The sequence below is a fragment of the Lacinutrix cladophorae genome (genome assembly GCF_053604645.1).
Map to the genome: position 1 here is coordinate 439,853 of NZ_JBSHNR010000121.1, position 19,652 is coordinate 459,504.

The following is a 19,652-nucleotide window of genomic DNA, read 5'->3' on the forward strand; positions in this document are numbered from 1 at the left end:
TAAAAAAAAACCATGAATCCACAAAAGACATATTCTCTCGACGAAGCGCAAAAAAAGTTAGAGTTTTACTGTGCATACCAAGAAAGGTGTCATAAAGAAGTTGTTAATAAATTAACAACGATGCGCATGATTCCCGATGCAATAGATGTAATTGTGGTGCATTTAATTCAAAATAACTTTTTAAACGAGGAACGTTTTGCAAAAGCTTTTGTTCTTGGTAAGTTTAGAATTAAAAAATGGGGAAAAAATAGACTGCAATTAGAGCTAAAAAGAAAAGATATTAGCAAAACTATTATAAGTATTGCGCTTCAAGAAATTGAAGAAGCCGATTATTTAGAAACTTTTCATGCTTTAGCCGAAAAAAAATTAGAAACTATTAGAGAAAGCAATAGTTATAAGAAAAAAAAGAAGCTGGCAGATTACCTGCTGTATCGCGGTTGGGAAAGTGCGTTAGTGTACGATAAAGTAAATGCTTTAATACAATAAAAATAAGCCTTAAAACAATAGGGTTTTAAGGCTTATTTAAAAAAAATCTACTAAAGTTGTTTTACTAGTTTTTTGGTAAGTAAAATATCGTTTTCTAAATACACTTTTGCTATGTAAGTTCCTGTAGCAATGGTGCTACTATTTATTTTTAAAACACTTGCTTTGTTGGCCTTTACTTGTTGTACTAATTGTCCTGCAGTATTGTAAAGATGTATTGATTCTATTGGGTTTTCAAGGTTTGTTTTAAACTGTATTTCGCTAGGATTTAGCTCGATAATAGAAAGTTGATTTGCTAAATCGTTTGTGTTTATAGCAAGTGTTTCGTCGGTAAAAACAACTTCAAAACGATCGCTAAATTCACCCGTAGATGCAGTAAAGTTGTAACTAGAAATACGCAAGTCGTGAAGCATGTTTAGGTGGTTATCTTTTAAGTATATTGGATTGTTTTCTAAAAAGTCTCCTTCTTCTTTATCTAATGCAATGGTGAATTGCGAGGTTAAAGCATCACTATTGTAAAACTCTAAAGGAATTATTTCGTTACTGTTTAGTGCTGTTGCATTTTTTGCTTGAATGGCATATTTTTTATTAGGAACACCAGCAATGGTAGTGTATAGCATAGAGGCGCATTCTCCAGACATGTTTCTTAGTGCGTCGTAATAACTTCCGTCGTCTCCATTAGTAGCACCATCCATATATGCAATTAAAGCTTGATTAAATACGCCATTGTTAGAGCTCAAGTTTAACCAAATTTTATTAGCATCTGTAGTTGTTTCATTTTTGAAAAATTGTGCATTTGCATCGTTTTCTGCTACTCGCATTGCATTTGTAAAAGTAGCATTACCATTGGTTAAACCTTGAATAAAGAACCCTTGTCCTGAAGGTATATTTCTACCAGGAATTATCCCAGAACCACCAGCAACTTCTCCGGCACCATTTATAATAGCATAGTCGTTGGTATTAAAATTATAGACTTGATTTCCGCTACTTCCAGAACTAGGAGGTGTAGCATGCGACCATAAATAAATCGCGCTAGCAATAACGCCTGTGTTTGCAGCAAAAAAACTGTCTACATTGATAGCAGAAGGATATGGATTTCCAATAAAATTCCAATCTAAATCACCATTATCGCCATTATAAAAAATAGGAGTAGTGATGGTTCCAGTGTTAAAAGTTCCTGTAAAAATATACGGATATTTGTTTCCTACGGTAAATCCAGATCCCGAATGTGTTGCAGCATAGCCAACACCTGGTTGTAGTATGGTGTTTCCATTTAATAGTGCCCAGTCGTTTCCGTTGTCGTCAATATCATCATGTCCAGCGATATAGGTTCCAGTGTTTCCAACTTCGGCAAGTACATCTAGAAAGTTTGCAGCATTAAACCAAAAGCGCATATTTGTGTTCGACGAAGCAAAGGCGCTATTCACAGTGGTGTTGCTTACTGGTGAGCTCCAATAGGTGTAGTCGTACCAATGGTTTAAATTGGTGGTAAGTTTATTTACTTTAGATATTCCTCCTGGATTTACTGTAAACGTTCCAAGGTTGTTAACTTGTACAAAAGATCCAGTAGATTCTACGATTAGTGTTCCATCAATAGTTGCATCATTTTTTACTTGAATATAACTGTTGTTGGATACGATAACCGTTTTTCCGGATGCAATTTCTATGTTATATGAAATAAGATTTCCGTTGGTTTCTGTGGTGTAATCATCATTAATTATTGCTATGGTTTCCGTTTCTGGTAGGCCATTACTCCAAGAGCCACTATTCCAAATGGTTTCTTTTCGGGTTACAGCTCCTGTAACCGATAGGGTGTAGCTTATGGCGGGATGTGTAACGCTTAATATGGTTTTAGCAGGAGCGGTAATACTTACGTTTCCATTATAAGTACCAGTGTCAAGTCCTGCTTTTAAGCGAACGTAAACAGGAACAGGGCCTAAAGATATAAAGGCTCCAGAAATTACAATTTGATCTGCAAATCCAGGAGATCCTGTTACATAAACTTCATATCCAGCAGGAGCAGTAACTGTGTAGGGTCTTGTTAGAAAGAGACCATCATTAATCGTGAAACTTTCATTGTCTGATGGACCGTTGTTTAATTCATAAGAAAAGTTTGGTAGGTCTGCATAGAGCAGTGCGTTTTTTTTAGTTAAATTGTTACTCGATTTATTGTGCTTTGCATAGGATGACAAAGAAAATAAAGTAGCAACAAAAAAACAAAGTAGGTTTGTTTTCATGTAATAGCGTTTTGGGATTAAATATTACGCTAATTTCTAAAAAATTTTCAAATAATCTATAAAGTGCTCGATTTTTTTGTTTAAATGCATTCGTTTTTTTGGTATTCTTTAAAATGGACACTTTTTTTATCCCTTTTTTTAAAATAAGACAAAAAAAAGAGCATATACATATATGCTCTTTTTTTCTAAAAATGTTTTTTACATATTAAAAACTACTCCGGCATTTACTGTAAATTGATTGTGTAGTTTTTCGGAAGGAGTTAAGCCTCCTGTGTCGTATTTTGCTAGTGGCACATTAAGTTCCGCAAAAACCCCTAAACCATCGGTAAAGAAATAACGCGCTCCTAAATGTGTACCAAAGTTTTTTAACCCAAGGTGTAAACCAGGATATAGGTCGAAGGCATCGTCTATGTTAATAACGTTTCCAATATTAGCGTTCACTCTTGCTTTAATATCAAATCTTTTTGCAAATGCTTTACCTACATTATCTGTATTAATTCCTAGTGCGTAGCTAGAAGATATTCCTACCGAAATATTTTCACCTAAACCATAATCGAAACTAGCAAAAATACCAGTAGCATTGTCTTGAAAATTAGCACCAACTTGTATTTTTTTATCTCCACTTCCCGAAAAGGATTGTGCTTGTAAAAAGCTAACACTTAGTAGTGTTATAAATAATATTATATTTTTCATTTGTAAAAATTTAAATTAAAAAAGAATGCAAAATTAGCTATTTTTTTGATTAGTTCTAAGTATTGCTTGTTTGTTTTTGTAATCTATCCAGTTTTGCCCTTTTATTTTTCGCATCATATTATCAAAATGACGCATAATTATAATGTTATATATTGCTTTTGCTACGTTTTTAGGGTTTTTAGAAATAGATCGTAAACTCATGGAAAAACCTGGTGTTTTATATTTCATGTAATGCCAATAGCCTTCTGGCATATATAAAACTTCACCATGTTTTAAATTGGTACTATGGCCTTTGGCATGTTGTAAAGCGGGCCATTTTTTAAAGTCTGGATTAGAAAAATCGATATCTTCTCTTACGATTAAAGAATGCGGAATTTTATATAAATATTTACTCTGTTTTTGGTCAAACAAAATAATTTGTTTTGTCCCTTCAAAATGAAAGTGAAAAATATTAGCCAAATCGATATCGTAATGCATAAATGTATGCGAATCTTTTCCGCCAAAAAAAAGCATTGGTAATCCTTTCATGAATTTTAAACCTAGATCGGGAAAGCGAAAATCTTTTTGAAGCTGTGGTACTTCTTTTAAAATATTCCAAAGAAAAATCCTGTATTTTGTTGGTTCGCTTTTTAGTAAATCGACATAATCCTGCATTTTCATAGTGGCATGTGCTTGATTAAAACCGTCTTTATAATGCACAGGTCTGTCATCGTAAAGCGGTACTGTTTTGTCGCCAGCAACCTGTTTCATGTAGTCTAAATTCCATTTGTTAAATGCAGGCCAATCTTCTATACAACGCTCTATTACCACAGGTTTTTGTGGTTTGTAGTAGTTGGTTAAAAATTCCTTTTTCGTAATGTTTTTTACTCTAGGAATATCTTGAAGATGGAGTTTCAATACAAAAGATTTAAAAGCCCAAAGTTACTAAAACCTAAGCAAACAAAAGCGTTAAACCAATATTGGTTGTGCTAATAAAAAAACGGCATCTAGAATCCTCTTATTCTAGATGCCGTTTTTAGTATTTCGTGAGATTTTTATTTAAAATGATACTTTATACCAAATAGTACATTTCCTTTTGGCATTGGTACTAAGTTCGTTTCCGTGTATTCGGTATTGAAAATATTATTTGCTAGTATAGAAATTTCAAAAGCATTTTTTATTGTGTATTGTACACTTGCATCGATAACCGCATAACTTGCACCAGAAGTTCTTTCGGCGTATTTATAAATAATGCTTTGCGATAGATTTTTTATAAATTGTGTTTGTAAACTTGCAGTTGCATGATGTTTTAACGAGTTAATGGAGTATCTAGAAAAATTACTGGACACAGCTTTTAAATCGTCTTCTAAAAAGGTATACCCTGTTGTGATTGCTTGTTTAAAATCTCCAAGCTTGAAACCATAGGAAGCGTTAAGCTCTATACCTTGAGTGTTTAAATCTCTAATATTTGTTGCTTGCCATAAATCGCTCTCATTTTCTTTTACAAAGTCTATTAGTTTTTTAGAATCTCTATTAAAGGCAGCAAAAGAAATATTAAAGTTTCCGTTGCGGTATTTTATTCCTATTTCTTCTGCTATTGCTTCTTCAGGATCTAAATCTTCGTTTCCTAAAGTGGTAGGATCGCTATAAAATAAATCGGTATATGTTGGTATTCTGTAAGTGTAACCAATGTTTCCATAGATTTTTAAATCATTATTAATCTTGTATCCAATATCTAAACCAGGAAAGGCGTGGAATTTAAAATCGGAAAAATAATTTACAGCAACTCCAGGCGTAATATCTAATTTATTATTAGCTAATAAAAAACGATGTTCTAAAAACATAGTAGTCATAAAACGATTTCTAGCGCCTAAATTATTACTAGATAAATACACTTTTGCTACATCTACCCCAAAACCAGTGACTCCAATTTTAGATGTATACGAAGCATCTATTGCAGCTCCAATTTTATTGGTTTGGTGTAAATTTCTGTAAATGGAAGGGTCTTGTCTTACAAAAACATACATATCTTGGTTTCGTTTCCAGTATAATTTTGGTTTAAGTGTTAGTTTTTCTTTTTTGATTTTGGAAGAAATACCAATTAAACTTGCCTGAGTTTCTTCGTATTGATTAATGGCTGATGGGCTAGCATAAAAACCATTTGCACCAAATTTTCTTTCTTGAAAAGAAGCTATCAAGTCTATTGGTGTTTTGCTGGTGTTGAAGCTACTTTTAATGAAATAATTCTGATTATCATAATCGGTATTATATCTATAACCATCGGAAGTAATTCGGGAAACCTGAATAATATGGGAGGAATTTTTAAGGGTACTTCCAACCATCACCGAACCATTAAGTTGCCCAAAAGAACCTGCTTGTGCATTTAAAGAAACGCTATTTTCGGTATTTTTTTTAGTTACTATATTTATAGCTCCTGTAAATGCATTTTGCCCAAAAATTCTGGCGGCAGGACCTTTAATAATTTCGATACGCTCTATAACTTCCATAGGTAAAGCCATGTTCATGTTGTGATGTCCCGTTTGTGCATCGTCCATTTTTATGCCATCAATAAGTAATAAAGTTTGATCGAAACCACCACCACGAATATATAAATCGGCTTGCATACCAGCTGTTCCACGACGTCTAATATCTACTCCAGCGATTTGTTGTAATAAATCGGCAACATTAGTAGTTGCACTTTTTTTAATGTCTTCTTGGGAGATTACGGTTATGGTTCTAGAATTTTCTTTAAAAGGTAAATCAATTCGTGTAGAAGTAATAATTACAGAATCTAATTGCTGTTCCTTTTCTAAATTTTGTGCTTGAGATGTTGTAGAAAAAAGAACAAGTAAAACCAGTATATGGTATAATTTCATAATAAAAAATATTCGTGATTTTTAACGCTGCAAAATTAGTAACTTTCCGGATCATTAAACTAGTCCAGTTTTAAAAATATGAGTAGTCCGGTTCATACCATGTTAAAATCGTTAATATCTATAGATAAGTCGCTAAGTACTTCTATATATATTCAAATTGCACAACAAATGATTAATGCGATACAACGTGGCTATTTGCCAGAAGGCACTGTATTACCAGGAACTAGGAAGTTTAGTGCATTATTTTCTATAAACAGAAATACAGCTGTTGCAGTATATGAAGAGTTAGCATCGCAAGGTTGGGTTGCAATTCTAGCAAATAAAGGAACGTTTGTGTTAATGCCAGAAAAGAAAACAGTAGCAATTAAAGGCACATTACAAAGTTTAGAAAATTTAAATGCATACCCCAAAACTGCAGGGTTTCCGTTTCAATCCTCTTTTCATTTAGCATCTACTGAAGAATTTTCTATACAGAAGTATGTGATAAATGATGGGAAACCCGATTTAAGATTACATCCTATACATCAATTTTCACGATGGTATAGTGCCTCGATGAAACGAGCTTCTCTAATTTCAAAATGGAATCAAACTCAAAACCAATCGGATACTACTTTTAGTAAACAATTATGTAATTATTTAAATGCCACACGTGGGTTTCATATAAAACCAAATAATATTGTAAGCACACGAAGTACCGAAATGAGTTTATATATTGTATCGCAGCTTTTAATTCAAAAAAATGATGTGGTTCTAGTTGGCGAATTAAGCCATTATAAATCGAATATGATTTTTCAGCAAGCAGGAGCAAATTTGAAAACCATTCCTGTAGATGCTTATGGTATAGATGTCGATTTTATTGAAAAGAATTTTACCAAAAAGAGTATTCGTTGCGTGTATGTTTGTGCACATAGACAATATCCAACTGCAGTAACCCTTACTGCCGAAAGGCGATTGCAATTATTACAATTAGCAAAAGCATATCAATTTGCGATAATAGAAGACGATTTTGATTACGATTTTCAATTGGATGGTTCTGCAATGGTGCCTATGGCAAGTGCAGATGGTCAAGGTGTTGTTATTTACTTAGGTAGGTTAGGGCAGTCTTTTTTTCCTAGTTTTCAAATAGGATTTGTAGTTGCTCCAGAAAATATTATTAACGAAGCCAAAAACTATTTGCAAATATTAGATAAGCAAGGAGATTTAATTCAGAAACAAATACTCACTGAGCTTATTGAGGAAGGTGAAATACATCGACTAATAAAAAAGAATATTACCGTATATAAGCAAAGACGGGATTATTTATGCGCTTGTTTACACAAGCACTTTAAAGCATATGCAACTTGGCAAGTTCCTGCAGGTGGATTAGCGGTTTGGTTGTGTTTTGTGCCTAGTATATCTCTTATACAACTTGCCGAAAAAGCAAAAAATAACAATCTATTTTTACCAAAAACTATATTGTTTCAAGATAAAAACACTTGTGCAATTCGTTTTGGTTTTGGGCATTTAAACGAAACAGAAATAGAAGATGTTGTTACTTTATTAAAACAATCTTTTGAAGAAGTATTACAGTAAATAACTTTATTCTTTTAAAAAGGTATCTAATATAGAATAGAATTTTTCAGGTTCTTCTAAATACGGATTATGACCACTTTGTTCAAACATTTCAAATTGTGCTTGTGGCATAAAAGTTTTGTATTGTACAGCAAATTCTGGAGTAGAAACTCCATCATAACGTCCAGCAACAATTAGCGTTTTTGCTTTTACATCTTTTAATTGTTGTCTGTAATCTTGATTAATCATGCTACCCGAAACATCAAAATCGCCATCTCTACCAATAATTGTGGTATACACGGCATTTGCCCAGCCTCTATACTTTTCTTTTGGTGCATTTTGTTTCAAGCTAGTATTGTGATAATAAATGTATTTGGTAGGAAAGTTGCCATACACCGTTTTTAAAGGTTCTTGACTAGAGATATATCCTAAAGCACGAAGGGAGTCTACTTGTTTCCATTTTTCAGGAAAATGTGTTTTTGCATAATGGTTGTAGCTATCACAATTTGCTTGCCACATGGCGCCAGAATGAAAACCGTTTATCAATACCATTTTGTCTACATGGTCTTTGTATTTTATAGCGTATGCTTGCGCAGGAACGGTTCCATAAGAATGTCCAACAAGGGAGATTTTATCGAAATTTAATAGTTTACGAAGCTTTTCTATTAGTGCTACATCTGCTTCTACCGAATATTCGGAAGTATTTTTTGCATCATCACTTTTACCACGACCTAGCCAGTCGAAAAACACCACTGTATTGGTTTTGTAATAGTGCCCAAAATTACCTTGCATATAATCATGAGAATTCCCAGGACCACCTGGAAGAAAGAAAATAGGATCTCCAGAACCTAAAACTTCCACATTAATTTTATACCCATCAATGGTGTAGAATTTAGATGTAAATTTTTCGAAAATCTCAGGGTCTTGTTGTGCGGTAGCAGAAAAACCACTCCATAATATCAATAAGGTAAAGACTTTAATAATGTAATGCATAATAAGGTATGTTTCGTTTATTATTTAATATCAAATTCTGTATGGCAGGTTTCGCATCGGTATTTTTCTTTTGCGTAAAACGGAAGTGTACCAGAAATAAAACCTACTACAAATGAAAAAAAAGATTTAAAATCGGTAATAGTAGAAAACATAGCTACATGTTTGCTATTACAGTTTGCGCATGTAATGGCATTGCCTTCATCGTCTACCGAATATTTTCCTATAGTGTCTAGAATATGTTGTGCTTTAAGCGCATCTTCGACATATACTTTTAATTTTACTCCTCCAATTGCGTTGCTAACCAAAGGATCTGTGTCTATGGTAAAATTATCACTTAAAAACACAGGAATACCTTCCGACTCTAAACGCCCTTTTATTATTTGCGCTTCGGTAGAATATTGAAACTTTGCTATGGTTTTAAAGGTGTCGCTCATAATTTTCCCACTAAATTGGGAATTTTTTAGTTAGTAAATGTGTTATTAAAGTTACGTTTTTCTATTTATACAGCCTTTTGTTTTAAAGCTTCTTTATCAATCCATTTATAATCGTTTGCAATAGTAGCGTCTAGTAAATCGATGTTTAATTCTTCCGATAAATCATAAGCAACTGCAAGTGCATCTTCGAAGTTGTTTTTTTCGTAGAGTTTAAAATGTTTGTTTTTATTATACCATAAATTTACTTCAAAAATATAGCTTCCATCTGCTAATAATTGCAGGAAAATGGAAACGTATTCGTAATTTTTAATGGTTACCCATTTGCCAATTTTAATGGGGCCAACTTCTGTAGTTGCTCTAAACTTAGAGTTTTTTAAATCTACATATATTTTTTTGTATCTGCTAAATCCTACGCCAATTCCTACTAAATAAATAACACCTTCTGTCATGGCGCCAACCGCTTTAAAATTGCTTAAGTTGAAAAACTTATATAATAAAGAGGCTACAATAATACCAAAAGCAGCTGTAAAAGCGAATGCAGCAATAATGGTTTCCCATAAAGGTTTAGGAGATTCTGAGACGCAAAGAATATTTTCTTTCATTGTTTCAAATATAATTATTTAAAGAGTGGTTTTTTTAATTTTAGTTAATAAGATTTTTTTCTTCAGATAAAAGAAAAGCCCTTTTCCTCTATCTTTGTAAACTATGTTTGCACTAGTAGATTGTAATAATTTCTATGCTTCTTGCGAACGTGTTTTTAACCCTAATTTACAAGGAAAACCAGTCGCTATTCTAAGTAATAACGATGGTTGTGTTATCTCACGAAGTGACGAAGCTAAAGCGTTGGACTTACCAATGGGAGCGCCTATTTTTAAATGGGAAGCTTTCTGTAAGGCCAACCATATTCACGTGCTTTCTTCTAACTATTCTTTGTATGGCGATATGAGTTCGCGCGTTATGGAAATACTAAAACAGTTTACTCCAGATGTTGAGGTGTATAGTATTGACGAATCCTTTTTAGAATTTAAAGGTTTTGAAAATTATGATTTTCATAGTTATGGATTACAAATACGAAAACGCATTTTAAAATGGACAGGTATACCAACTTCAGTTGGTATTGCACCAACCAAAGCTTTAAGTAAGGTTGCGAATAAGATTGCTAGAAAATATCCAAAAGAAACCAAAGGTACTTATGTTATAGATACCGAAGAAAAACGAATAAAAGCATTAAAATGGACTAAAATAAAGGATGTTTGGGGCATTGGCAGAAAATTAAGCAAACGTTTAAAAGACAAAGGATGTAATACCGCTTACGATTTTACACAACTACCAGATGCTTGGGTGAAACGTAATTTTTCTGTAATTGAGTCTCGTTTAAAACGCGATTTAGAAGGAATGCCAACACTGCAATTAGAAGAAAATAGTACCACTAAGAAAATGATAGCTACTACACGTAGTTTTGAATATACATATTCGGATTTAGATAATATTAAAGAACGCATTTCTACTTTTGCAACCAGTTGTGCCGAAAAACTACGAAAACAAGGTTCTAGCTGTCATGTTATTATTGTACAATTAAGTAGTGATAGACATAAAAAAGATGCAGAACAACATCGAGTAAGTCGTATGGTAAGTCTTCCTTACCCAACAAATTCCTCTTTAATTATTAGTACCCAAGCGGTAATTGCGGTAACCTCTATTTTTAAAAAAGGCATTAAATACAAAAGGGCAGGCGTTATTGTTTCAGGGTTAGTACCAATAGATAATTACCAATTACATTTATTTGAACACGAAAATCCAAAGCATAAATATTTAATGCGAGCTATAGATGGTGTCAATAGTAAATATGGTAGTTATAAGATAAAATTGGGCAATCAAGATTTAAAACGTACTTGGAAAATGCGCCAAGAACGATTAACCCCAAAATATACTACGAACATTAATGATATTATAAAAGTGAAATAATGTATTCTTGTAAAGACAAAAAATCTTTTTAATGTGTATATTTAAGAAATAAAATAAAAATCCAATGCTACTACATAAATCGGAAGCCCTCACGTTTTTTACACCAGAACTTTTAGAAAATTCTGGCGCTAGATTTTTTGATACAGGAATATCTGCAGGATTTCCTTCTCCAGCCGAAGATTTTAAAGAACAAAGAATAAGTCTAGATCGTGAGCTTATAAAAAACAAAGAAGCTACTTTTTTTGCAAAAGTAAGTGGGCAATCTATGATTGGAGCAGGATTAGACGATAAAGATTTATTAGTAATAGATAGAAGTATAGAACCTGCACACAATAAAATTGCAGTATGTTTTTTAGATGGTGAGTTTACCGTAAAACGCTTAAAAGTAGATACAGAAGGGCTTTGGTTGCAACCAGAAAACCCCAATTACCCTATGATTAGAATTACAGATGAAAACGATTTTGTTATTTGGGGAATCGTTACCAATGTGATTAAAAAGGTGTAGAATTATGTCTTTTGATAATCCTTTACTGTTTTTTATATGCTCTATAGGTGTTTTCAATGGTTTTATTGCCAGCTCTTATTTTCTTTTTTTTAGTAAACAAAAACGTGTTCAAAATCGATTCTTTGGACTATTACTTTTGATGCTTAGTCTTAGAATTGGTAAGTCTGTATATATATTATTTACAGCAAGAGAACATCGTGATTTGTTACTCTCTCAAATTGGTTTATCGGCTTGTTTTTTAATAGGAATTTCTTTGTTTTATTATTTAAAATCTTCAGTCGATAATAGAAAAACAATTCCGAAGTCCTGGAAAATACACTATAGTATTCTCGTTTTCATTGTTTTGTTAGTAGGAATTATAAAGCCATATAAACTTTATGTAGATTTTTGGAATCATTATTTTATTCATTTTATTTATGCAGTTTGGGGAATATACTTGTTGCTTTCAGCATTCCTTTTAAAAGTTATTTTTAAGAAAATTATTAGTAAAAACACAAAATGCACCACATCCGAAATCTGGTTAGTTGCTGTTTTTATAGGAAACATATTAATTTATGCTGCATATATAATTGGTTATTTCTATCTCTATTTAATAGGAACCATTACTTTTTCGGTAGTGTTTTATGTATTGTTAATTTTATTATTATTCAAAAAGAATAGAGAAAGTGTGTTTCAAGATATTCCGGAAAAGTATGCTGCAAAAAAGATAGATAAAACGGAAGCAGAAAAATTAACTCAGCAATTAACTTCATTAATGCAAAGGAAAGAATTGTTTAAAAATCCAGATGTAAAACTGAAGGATTTAGCCGACGAATTAAACATTTCTAAGCACTATTTATCTCAATTATTAAATGATAACCTTGGTAAATCCTTCGCACAATATATTAATACGTTTAGAACAGAAGAAGCAAAACGTTTATTATTAGAAAATAACCAATTCACTTTAGAGGCTATTGGCTTTGAAGCTGGATTCTCTTCGAAATCTACATTTTACGCTACTTTCAAGAAAATTATTGGGCAAACTCCAGCCGAATTTAAAAAACAATTTTCGTAGTATTTTATCCAAATTTATAATTCTGGACAATTCCATTATAACCTAACACGACATTTTTGAATCGTTTTCTGATGTTTGTATTTCAATCAAACACATAAAAAAATTCATCATGAAAAATTACATTTTATTATTTACTGCAGTATTCACATTTCAATATGCTATAGCACAATCGGCATGTGCTAATGTAGAAAAAACACTTCAAAACTATATGGAAGGCAGTTCGTATAACAAGCCAGAACTATTAGAAGATGCGTTTACAGAAAATGCTACTTTGTATTTAACTGGAAAAGATGGTTTTAAGTTGTATACACCTAAAGAATATGCCGCTTTTTTTAAGGATGCTGAAAATGGCACTTTTAATGGACGCGATGCAAAAGTTTTGGCAATAGAAGTAGTAAAAGATATAGCAACCGCTAAGGTTGAAATTGCAGGCCCAGAAAGAAAATGGGTTTATATCGATTTATTCTTGCTTAAGAAATTTGATGAGGAATGGAAGATTATAAGTAAAACTGCAACTAGAGTAGATAGCAATTAAAAATCAGGATAATGAAAAAAGCACTATTAGTCTTATCCCTTGCCTTTATATGTATAACTGTAAAGGCGCAAGAAAGTAAAGTAACCACTTTTCATAGAATGCTTATTCTTAATAAAGAGAATAAGTTGTTGGTTGTAAAAATTAAAAACAAAGATATTTGGGTAACACCAGGGCTCTATCAAAATAGTAAACAAACGATAAATCAAGGCATAGATAGTATTGCATCTACTTATGGTATTAAAGTGTTTGATATTAAGTTACGAGGAATGTATGGACTTAAAACACGATCTAAAAACCATTATTCCACAAGAAATATTTTTGTAATGAAAACAGATGCTATAGATGTATTATTACCAGAAATTATAGAAGAAGTTTTATGGTTAGATATTAATGAAGCTGTTAAACGAATTAGCTTTTCTCATATATCTGATTTTATAAATGATGTTTTTATGTTTCCTAATGCAATACGATATGGAACAATGGAAAGAGGGGATAATCATGGGAATTATGAATCAAAAATTTCAGAACGATTTTATAGTTCAAAGAAGGATTAATATGAAACATATTTTCATTTTACTATTCCTAACCGTTGGGTTTCGTGTTTCTGCTCAAGAATTTACGATACAATACAAAGACGCTAAAATAGATATAGATGGTACATTTTATGAATCTGTTTGGCAAGAATTACCAGAACATACCGGTTTTTATAACTATTTACCTACCGATATTGGTTTAGCAGAAAACCAAACCTCTGTAAAACTATTTCATAATGGAGAGCATTTATTTGTGCGTGCTATTTACAAGGATAGTACTTCTAGAAGTCAAGTAAGCACTTTAAAGCGGGACGTGTCTATAGCTTATAGTGATGCTTTTGTTATGGTTTTAGATACACAAAACCAAGAGCAAAACGGTTACTTTTTTGCAGTGAATGCTTTAGGCAACCAAACAGATGGTTTAGTTGGTAGAAGTAATAGCGGTTATAATTTAAGTTTTAGCTGGAATACAGTTTGGCAAGCAAAAGTAAAATTAGTAGGCAATAACAAGCAGTATGAAATTGCTATTCCGTTAAAATCCTTAAATTTTAATAAAGACAATGCAACTTTTGGTATTCAGTTTTATGTAAGAGATATAAAAAATAATTCTTGGACTATTTTTAAGAATGTGAAACGCAACTTCGCGAATTTAGATTTACGATTCACCGAAAAATTTATGGTTGAAAACCTTCCAAATAAGGCCGCATCTCGTTTTACAGTTACACCATCTATCACTGCAAATTATCAAAATGATGTGATTGCAAAAGAAGATGAAACAACCTTTAAGCCAAGTGTAGATGTGCAATATAATCTTACATCTTCTTTAAAACTAGATGCTACAATACATCCAGATTTTTCACAGATTGATGTAGATCAACAAGTAACCAACATAACCCGATTTGCAGTAAATTTCCCGGAACAAAGAAATTTCTTTTTAGAAAATTCTGATTTGTTTTCTAATCTAGGAGTAGAGAGTGTAAATCCATTTTATTCTAGAAAAATAGGTGCCAATAGTGATATACAATTTGGACTGAAACTATCTGGTAACATAGCTCCTAAAATAAGGCTAGGTGTTTTAAATGTGCAAACAGATAAGGAAAATGATATTGCTTCTCAAAACTTTGGAGTATTGGTTGTCCAGCAACAATTAACCAATAACTTTACCACTACAGGATATATAGTAAATAGACAAGAAACGGATGGTTTTATGTTAGTAAACGATTATAATCGTGTTACAGGGTTAAACCTTAATTATAAATCGAATAACAATAAATGGATAGGTTTAGCCAATTTTGGAAAGAGTTTTAATGATGAGGTTTCCAAAAATAATAGTTTTTACCATGCTGGAATTTGGTATAATAAAAGAGGGTTAGCCTGGAATGCAGCAATAAAAAATATTGGCAAAAATTATATCACAGATGTTGGTTTTACACCAAGGCTATCTAATTATGATGCTATTAATGATGTTGTTGTAAGAGAAGGGTATACGCAAAGTACAGTAGGAGTAGAGTATGAGAAATTTTATGAAAATTCTAAAAACCTGAATTCGTATAGAATTCTAAATTATAGTAACAATAGTTATTTTAATGAAAAAGGAAATCTGTCACAATCTTCACATTACTTTAATACAGCATTGTTTTTTAAAGATCTGTCTGCTATTTATGCAAATGTTTATTATGATTTTATAGATCTTGCTTATGGGTTTGATCCTTTAAATAACGGAAACGCGCTTCAACCAGACACCTATAATTTTGGATTAGTAAAAGTAGGTTATAACTCAGCAAATAATCAAAAACTTAGATATAGTGTACATGTTCAAAAAGGTAATTACTATAGTGGTAAGAGAACTTCGGGAGGTGTATTTTTAAATTATCAGATGCTTCCTTTTGCAAATTTTGAATTGTCTTATGATGTGAATACAATTGATTTAAACCAATTAGGCAAAGAAACTTTTCATCTAACCCGTTTTACAGGAGAAGTTTTCTTTAACAATAGATTAAATTGGACTACCTATGTGCAGCATAATACGCAAAGGGATAACTTTAATATTAATAGTAGGTTACAATGGGAGTACAAACCGTTATCGTATGTGTATTTAGTAGTTTCTGATAATTATAATGAAGAAATATCGCGACAAAATTGGGGAGTTGCCTTTAAGATGAATTATAGATTTGAGTTTTAAACAAAAAAACGCTTCAGATTATCTGAAGCGTTTTTTATATACATTGTTTGTGATATTAGTCTGCTAACACAATCACTTTATTGTTATTGATTTCTAAAGTACCAGAGTTAATCGCTAACCAAGTTCCTTTATCACTACCTTTAGTAAATTTATCTTGAACTTCCTCTTCTAAAGAAATATCGCCATAAATCTTAACATTTCCTTCTTTTAAAAGAGAAACGATAGGTGCGTGATCTTTTAGTAGTTCAAACTCTCCATTTAATCCAGGAACAGTAATACTAGTTACATCTCCTTTAAATAACGTTGCTTCTGGTGATACAATTTCTAAATACATCTTTTAAATTTTATTTAAAAGCTTCCGTAAAAACGGAAGTCTAATTTATATTAAATAGATGCTGAAATAAATTCAGCACTTGCTTCGGCTTATGCCTCTGCAAGCATTTTTTCTCCAGATTCGATAGCTTCTTCAATAGTACCTTTAAGGTTAAAAGCAGCTTCTGGTAAGTGATCTAACTCCCCATCCATAATCATGTTGAATCCTTTAATAGTTTCTTTAATATCTACTAAAACACCTTTAAGACCTGTAAATTGCTCCGCTACGTGGAAAGGTTGCGATAAGAAACGTTGTACACGTCTAGCTCTACCTACAGCCATTTTATCTTCTTCCGATAATTCTTCCATACCAAGAATAGCAATAATATCTTGTAATTCTTTATAACGTTGTAATAACTCTTTTACACGTTGTGCACAGTTATAGTGTTCGTCTCCTAAAATATCAGCAGTAAGAATTCTTGAAGTAGAATCTAAAGGATCTACAGCAGGATAAATACCTAACTCAGCAATTTTACGAGATAATACGGTTGTTGCATCTAAGTGCGCAAAAGTTGTTGCTGGTGCTGGATCTGTTAAATCATCTGCAGGTACATAAACCGCTTGTACCGATGTAATAGATCCTCTTTTTGTTGAAGTAATACGTTCTTGCATTGCTCCCATTTCTGTTGCTAATGTTGGTTGGTAACCTACCGCAGAAGGCATACGACCTAATAATGCAGATACCTCTGAACCAGCTTGTGTAAAACGGAAGATGTTATCTACGAAGAAAAGTACATCTTTCCCTTGTCCTTCACCTGCTCCATCACGGAAATATTCAGCAATTGTTAAACCAGATAATGCAACACGTGCACGTGCTCCAGGTGGTTCGTTCATTTGTCCGAATACGAAAGTAGCCTTAGACTCTTTCATTATATTTTTGTCCACTTTTTGAAGATCCCAACCACCTTCTTCCATAGAATGCATAAAGTCGTCACCATACTTGATAATTCCAGACTCTAACATTTCACGAAGTAAATCGTTTCCTTCACGTGTTCTTTCACCTACTCCTGCGAATACAGAAAGTCCACCGTGTCCTTTTGCAATATTGTTAATCAACTCTTGAATTAATACTGTTTTACCTACTCCAGCACCACCAAATAAACCAATTTTACCACCTTTTGCATAAGGCTCAATTAAATCGATTACTTTAATACCTGTAAATAAAACTTCAGTAGAAGTTGATAAATCTTCAAATTTAGGTGCTTGTCTGTGTATTGGTAACCCAGCTTCACCAGCTTTAGGTAAATCTCCAAGACCGTCAATAGCATCTCCAATTACATTAAATAAACGACCATAAACGTCATCTCCAACAGGCATTTGTATAGGAGCTCCAGTAGCGTTAACTTCTGTTCCTCTACTTAAACCATCGGATGAGTCCATTGCAATAGTACGTACCGTATCTTCACCAATGTGAGATTGTACTTCTAATACTAAAAGCGAACCATCTGCTTTTTTGATTTCTAATGAATCATAAATCTTTGGAAGTTCGGCACCAGCAGCGAATTCTACATCGATAACTGGACCTACTATTTGTGCAACTTTACCTGTAACTTTTGACATTACTTTTATATTTAATGTTTTGGTATATTATTAATACGAAAAACGGTTTACGCAATTTTAATACGTATAAGGTTTTTCGCGCTGCAAATATAGTGGTTTTAATTTAAAAAATATATCAAAATTTGTAGATTTTTAAGCATAAAAAAACACCTTCAATTTGAAGGTGTTTTTTATATAAATTTAAGATAAATTATTGAAGTGTAGTAGGATAGTTTGTTGGGTACTCTCCTATATCTAATAAATTACCTGAAGCTTCAAAGTTAGAACCATAAGTTGTATCTATTGCTTTCATGAATTGATTAGCTAATAAAGCATAACCTCTTGCAGTTGGGTGTACACCATCTAAAGAGAAAGCACCACCTGTAACTAGGCTTGAAGTTAAATTAAAACCGCCTTCAGGATAACCACCATTATCTAATTGTTGCATTAAAGCATTTGCATCAACAAAAGCAAATCCTGCTGAAGATGCAGCAGATTGTAAAGTTGCATTAAATGCATCTGTAGCAATTTTAATTTCATCTTGTTCTTCAGGTGTTAAAACCCATTTGTCTGCTAAAGGAACTGCAACACCATTTACTGTAAGTGGGTTACCTGGTACTGCTTCAGTTCCAATAAAATTAGAACTCGGTAATACTAATAAATCATCAGCAGTAGCCTGACGCATGTTTACTAATGCAGCACTATATATAGTCATGTCAGACAAGCTTTCATCCATAATTACTACAGCGTTTTGTCCTGCAACAAAATTAATCATTCTCCTATCTGCTTCTTCTTGAGTTAACATTACAGGAGGAATACCTACTAAACCTTGTAATCCTGCATTATACGCAGCATAAGCATTATTTACAGCTCCAGCTGTAGCAGCATCTAGAGGAACTGGATTATGAGGCACCGTTGTAAAATGTGGTATTGTTGTTACATATGGAATGTTAGCCATTACACCTTGTGCACCAGAAGTTTGTAAAGCACCAACTATAGCGCCAATAGAAGCATCAAAAGTTGCTTGTGGTGTAATAGCTCCTAAAGTAGTATCGCCACCAGAAGTAGCATATCCTAATACATCGTTATTACCAATCCATAAGGAAACAAATGTTGGTTGTTGTGCTAAAGCATCTCCTAGTACTGTTGCATTTGGAGCAGATGCTATTCTTACATAGTAAGGGTTTGCTGTTGCTGGAGTAGTTAAAAGGTTTCCAGGGTTTCCATAACCATCATATAATAAATGAAAACTTGCAGCGCCAGGAACTCCCATATTATTATGGCTTCCTAATGTAGGTGCAAATGCTTCGGTAGTTGAAGTTGCTGGTAAAACAGCAGGTCCTGCACCATTAAAATATAATCTAGGCCCAAAGCTTCCGTCTACATTTTGCATTCCTCCAAATAATAAACCACCAATATTATCCTCCATTAATGGTTGTGTAAAAGCACCACCACCAACTAACGCAAATTTTTGCGATAACATATTAGGCATAGAGTTTTGTTGTCCTGCTATAAATAAAGCGTTGTCTGTATAACCAGCAGTTAATGAATTACCTATAGACACATAATTAGAAAAGTTTGCAGATCCAGCGGTTAAGGTTGGAAGTACTACTTCTTCTGTAGGATTGTCTAAGAATTCTTCGAAATCTTCTTCATCATTACATGCTGTGAATCCAATAAGGGCAGCAGATAGTAGTATATATTTTATATTTTTCATTTTG

18 protein-coding genes are annotated in these 19,652 nt (G+C 32.7%); 8 read left to right on the forward strand and 10 right to left on the reverse strand.

Translation table 11 applies throughout. The annotated features are described in order from the left end of the window. Positions 1-12: 12 nt before the first annotated feature. Entirely contained in the window at positions 13-486 is a 474-nt protein-coding gene (locus tag ACVC3Y_RS14985; RefSeq protein ID WP_452227327.1) for a regulatory protein RecX, read from the forward strand. A gap of 50 nt (positions 487-536) precedes the next feature. On the opposite strand, the gene ACVC3Y_RS14990 is transcribed toward ACVC3Y_RS14985, so the two are convergent. The 4 genes from ACVC3Y_RS14990 to ACVC3Y_RS15005 all read right to left on the reverse strand — a co-directional run bounded on the left by ACVC3Y_RS14990 (position 537) and on the right by ACVC3Y_RS15005 (position 6,268). Beyond that, a complete protein-coding gene (locus ACVC3Y_RS14990; protein WP_452227328.1) occupies positions 537-2,720 on the reverse strand; it encodes a T9SS type A sorting domain-containing protein in 2,184 nt (727 codons plus the stop codon). Between the two features lie 198 nt (positions 2,721-2,918). After that, positions 2,919-3,413 carry a DUF6646 family protein gene (locus ACVC3Y_RS14995; RefSeq protein WP_452227329.1) on the reverse strand — a complete coding sequence of 165 codons (495 nt, stop codon included), beginning with the start codon at positions 3,411-3,413 and terminating at the stop codon, positions 2,919-2,921. A gap of 33 nt (positions 3,414-3,446) precedes the next feature. Beyond that, on the reverse strand, positions 3,447-4,310 hold the full coding sequence (locus ACVC3Y_RS15000; protein WP_452227330.1) for a cupin-like domain-containing protein: 864 nt from the start codon (positions 4,308-4,310) through the stop codon (positions 3,447-3,449). A gap of 137 nt (positions 4,311-4,447) precedes the next feature. Next, a complete protein-coding gene (locus ACVC3Y_RS15005; protein ID WP_452227331.1) occupies positions 4,448-6,268 on the reverse strand; it encodes a TonB-dependent receptor in 1,821 nt (606 codons plus the stop codon). A gap of 78 nt (positions 6,269-6,346) precedes the next feature. On the opposite strand from ACVC3Y_RS15005, the gene ACVC3Y_RS15010 reads away from it, so the two are divergent. Next, entirely contained in the window at positions 6,347-7,840 is a 1,494-nt protein-coding gene (locus ACVC3Y_RS15010; protein WP_452227332.1) for an aminotransferase-like domain-containing protein, read from the forward strand. Positions 7,841-7,846: 6 nt separating this feature from the next. On the opposite strand, the gene ACVC3Y_RS15015 is transcribed toward ACVC3Y_RS15010, so the two are convergent. The 3 genes from ACVC3Y_RS15015 to ACVC3Y_RS15025 form a co-directional block, all read right to left on the reverse strand. After that, a complete protein-coding gene (locus tag ACVC3Y_RS15015; RefSeq protein WP_452227333.1) occupies positions 7,847-8,812 on the reverse strand; it encodes an alpha/beta fold hydrolase in 966 nt (321 codons plus the stop codon). Positions 8,813-8,832: 20 nt separating this feature from the next. Continuing rightward, positions 8,833-9,246 (reverse strand): DUF2007 domain-containing protein, encoded by a 414-nt coding sequence (locus ACVC3Y_RS15020; RefSeq protein ID WP_452227334.1) that lies wholly within the window; start codon positions 9,244-9,246, stop codon positions 8,833-8,835. A 65-nt stretch (positions 9,247-9,311) separates the two neighbouring features. Further along, positions 9,312-9,848 (reverse strand): hypothetical protein, encoded by a 537-nt coding sequence (locus tag ACVC3Y_RS15025; RefSeq protein WP_452227335.1) that lies wholly within the window; start codon positions 9,846-9,848, stop codon positions 9,312-9,314. Positions 9,849-9,951: 103 nt separating this feature from the next. Between ACVC3Y_RS15025 and ACVC3Y_RS15030 the strand changes: the two genes are divergently transcribed. From ACVC3Y_RS15030 to ACVC3Y_RS15055, 6 genes are all read left to right on the forward strand, one after another. Beyond that, positions 9,952-11,211 carry a Y-family DNA polymerase gene (locus ACVC3Y_RS15030; protein WP_303421090.1) on the forward strand — a complete coding sequence of 420 codons (1,260 nt, stop codon included), beginning with the start codon at positions 9,952-9,954 and terminating at the stop codon, positions 11,209-11,211. A gap of 64 nt (positions 11,212-11,275) precedes the next feature. Continuing rightward, positions 11,276-11,716, forward strand: coding sequence for a LexA family protein (locus ACVC3Y_RS15035; RefSeq protein WP_303421088.1), 441 nt, complete (start codon positions 11,276-11,278; stop codon positions 11,714-11,716). Positions 11,717-11,855: 139 nt separating this feature from the next. Continuing rightward, positions 11,856-12,770 carry a helix-turn-helix domain-containing protein gene (locus ACVC3Y_RS15040; RefSeq protein WP_452227336.1) on the forward strand — a complete coding sequence of 305 codons (915 nt, stop codon included), beginning with the start codon at positions 11,856-11,858 and terminating at the stop codon, positions 12,768-12,770. A 109-nt stretch (positions 12,771-12,879) separates the two neighbouring features. Further along, positions 12,880-13,305 carry a nuclear transport factor 2 family protein gene (locus ACVC3Y_RS15045; protein ID WP_303421084.1) on the forward strand — a complete coding sequence of 142 codons (426 nt, stop codon included), beginning with the start codon at positions 12,880-12,882 and terminating at the stop codon, positions 13,303-13,305. 11 nt (positions 13,306-13,316) lie between these two features. Beyond that, entirely contained in the window at positions 13,317-13,859 is a 543-nt protein-coding gene (locus tag ACVC3Y_RS15050) for a hypothetical protein (RefSeq protein WP_452227337.1), read from the forward strand. A 1-nt stretch (position 13,860) separates the two neighbouring features. Next, a complete protein-coding gene (locus ACVC3Y_RS15055; protein WP_452227338.1) occupies positions 13,861-16,020 on the forward strand; it encodes a DUF5916 domain-containing protein in 2,160 nt (719 codons plus the stop codon). Between the two features lie 55 nt (positions 16,021-16,075). Here the strand turns inward: ACVC3Y_RS15055 and ACVC3Y_RS15060 are convergent, their stop codons facing one another. The 3 genes from ACVC3Y_RS15060 to ACVC3Y_RS15070 all read right to left on the reverse strand — a co-directional run bounded on the left by ACVC3Y_RS15060 (position 16,076) and on the right by ACVC3Y_RS15070 (position 19,648). Then, on the reverse strand, positions 16,076-16,354 hold the full coding sequence (locus ACVC3Y_RS15060) for a F0F1 ATP synthase subunit epsilon (RefSeq protein WP_303421078.1): 279 nt from the start codon (positions 16,352-16,354) through the stop codon (positions 16,076-16,078). Between the two features lie 89 nt (positions 16,355-16,443). Further along, on the reverse strand, positions 16,444-17,952 hold the full coding sequence (gene atpD, locus ACVC3Y_RS15065; RefSeq protein WP_303421076.1) for a F0F1 ATP synthase subunit beta: 1,509 nt from the start codon (positions 17,950-17,952) through the stop codon (positions 16,444-16,446). A gap of 190 nt (positions 17,953-18,142) precedes the next feature. Next, positions 18,143-19,648 carry a G-D-S-L family lipolytic protein gene (locus ACVC3Y_RS15070; protein WP_452227339.1) on the reverse strand — a complete coding sequence of 502 codons (1,506 nt, stop codon included), beginning with the start codon at positions 19,646-19,648 and terminating at the stop codon, positions 18,143-18,145. Positions 19,649-19,652: the final 4 nt, after the last annotated feature.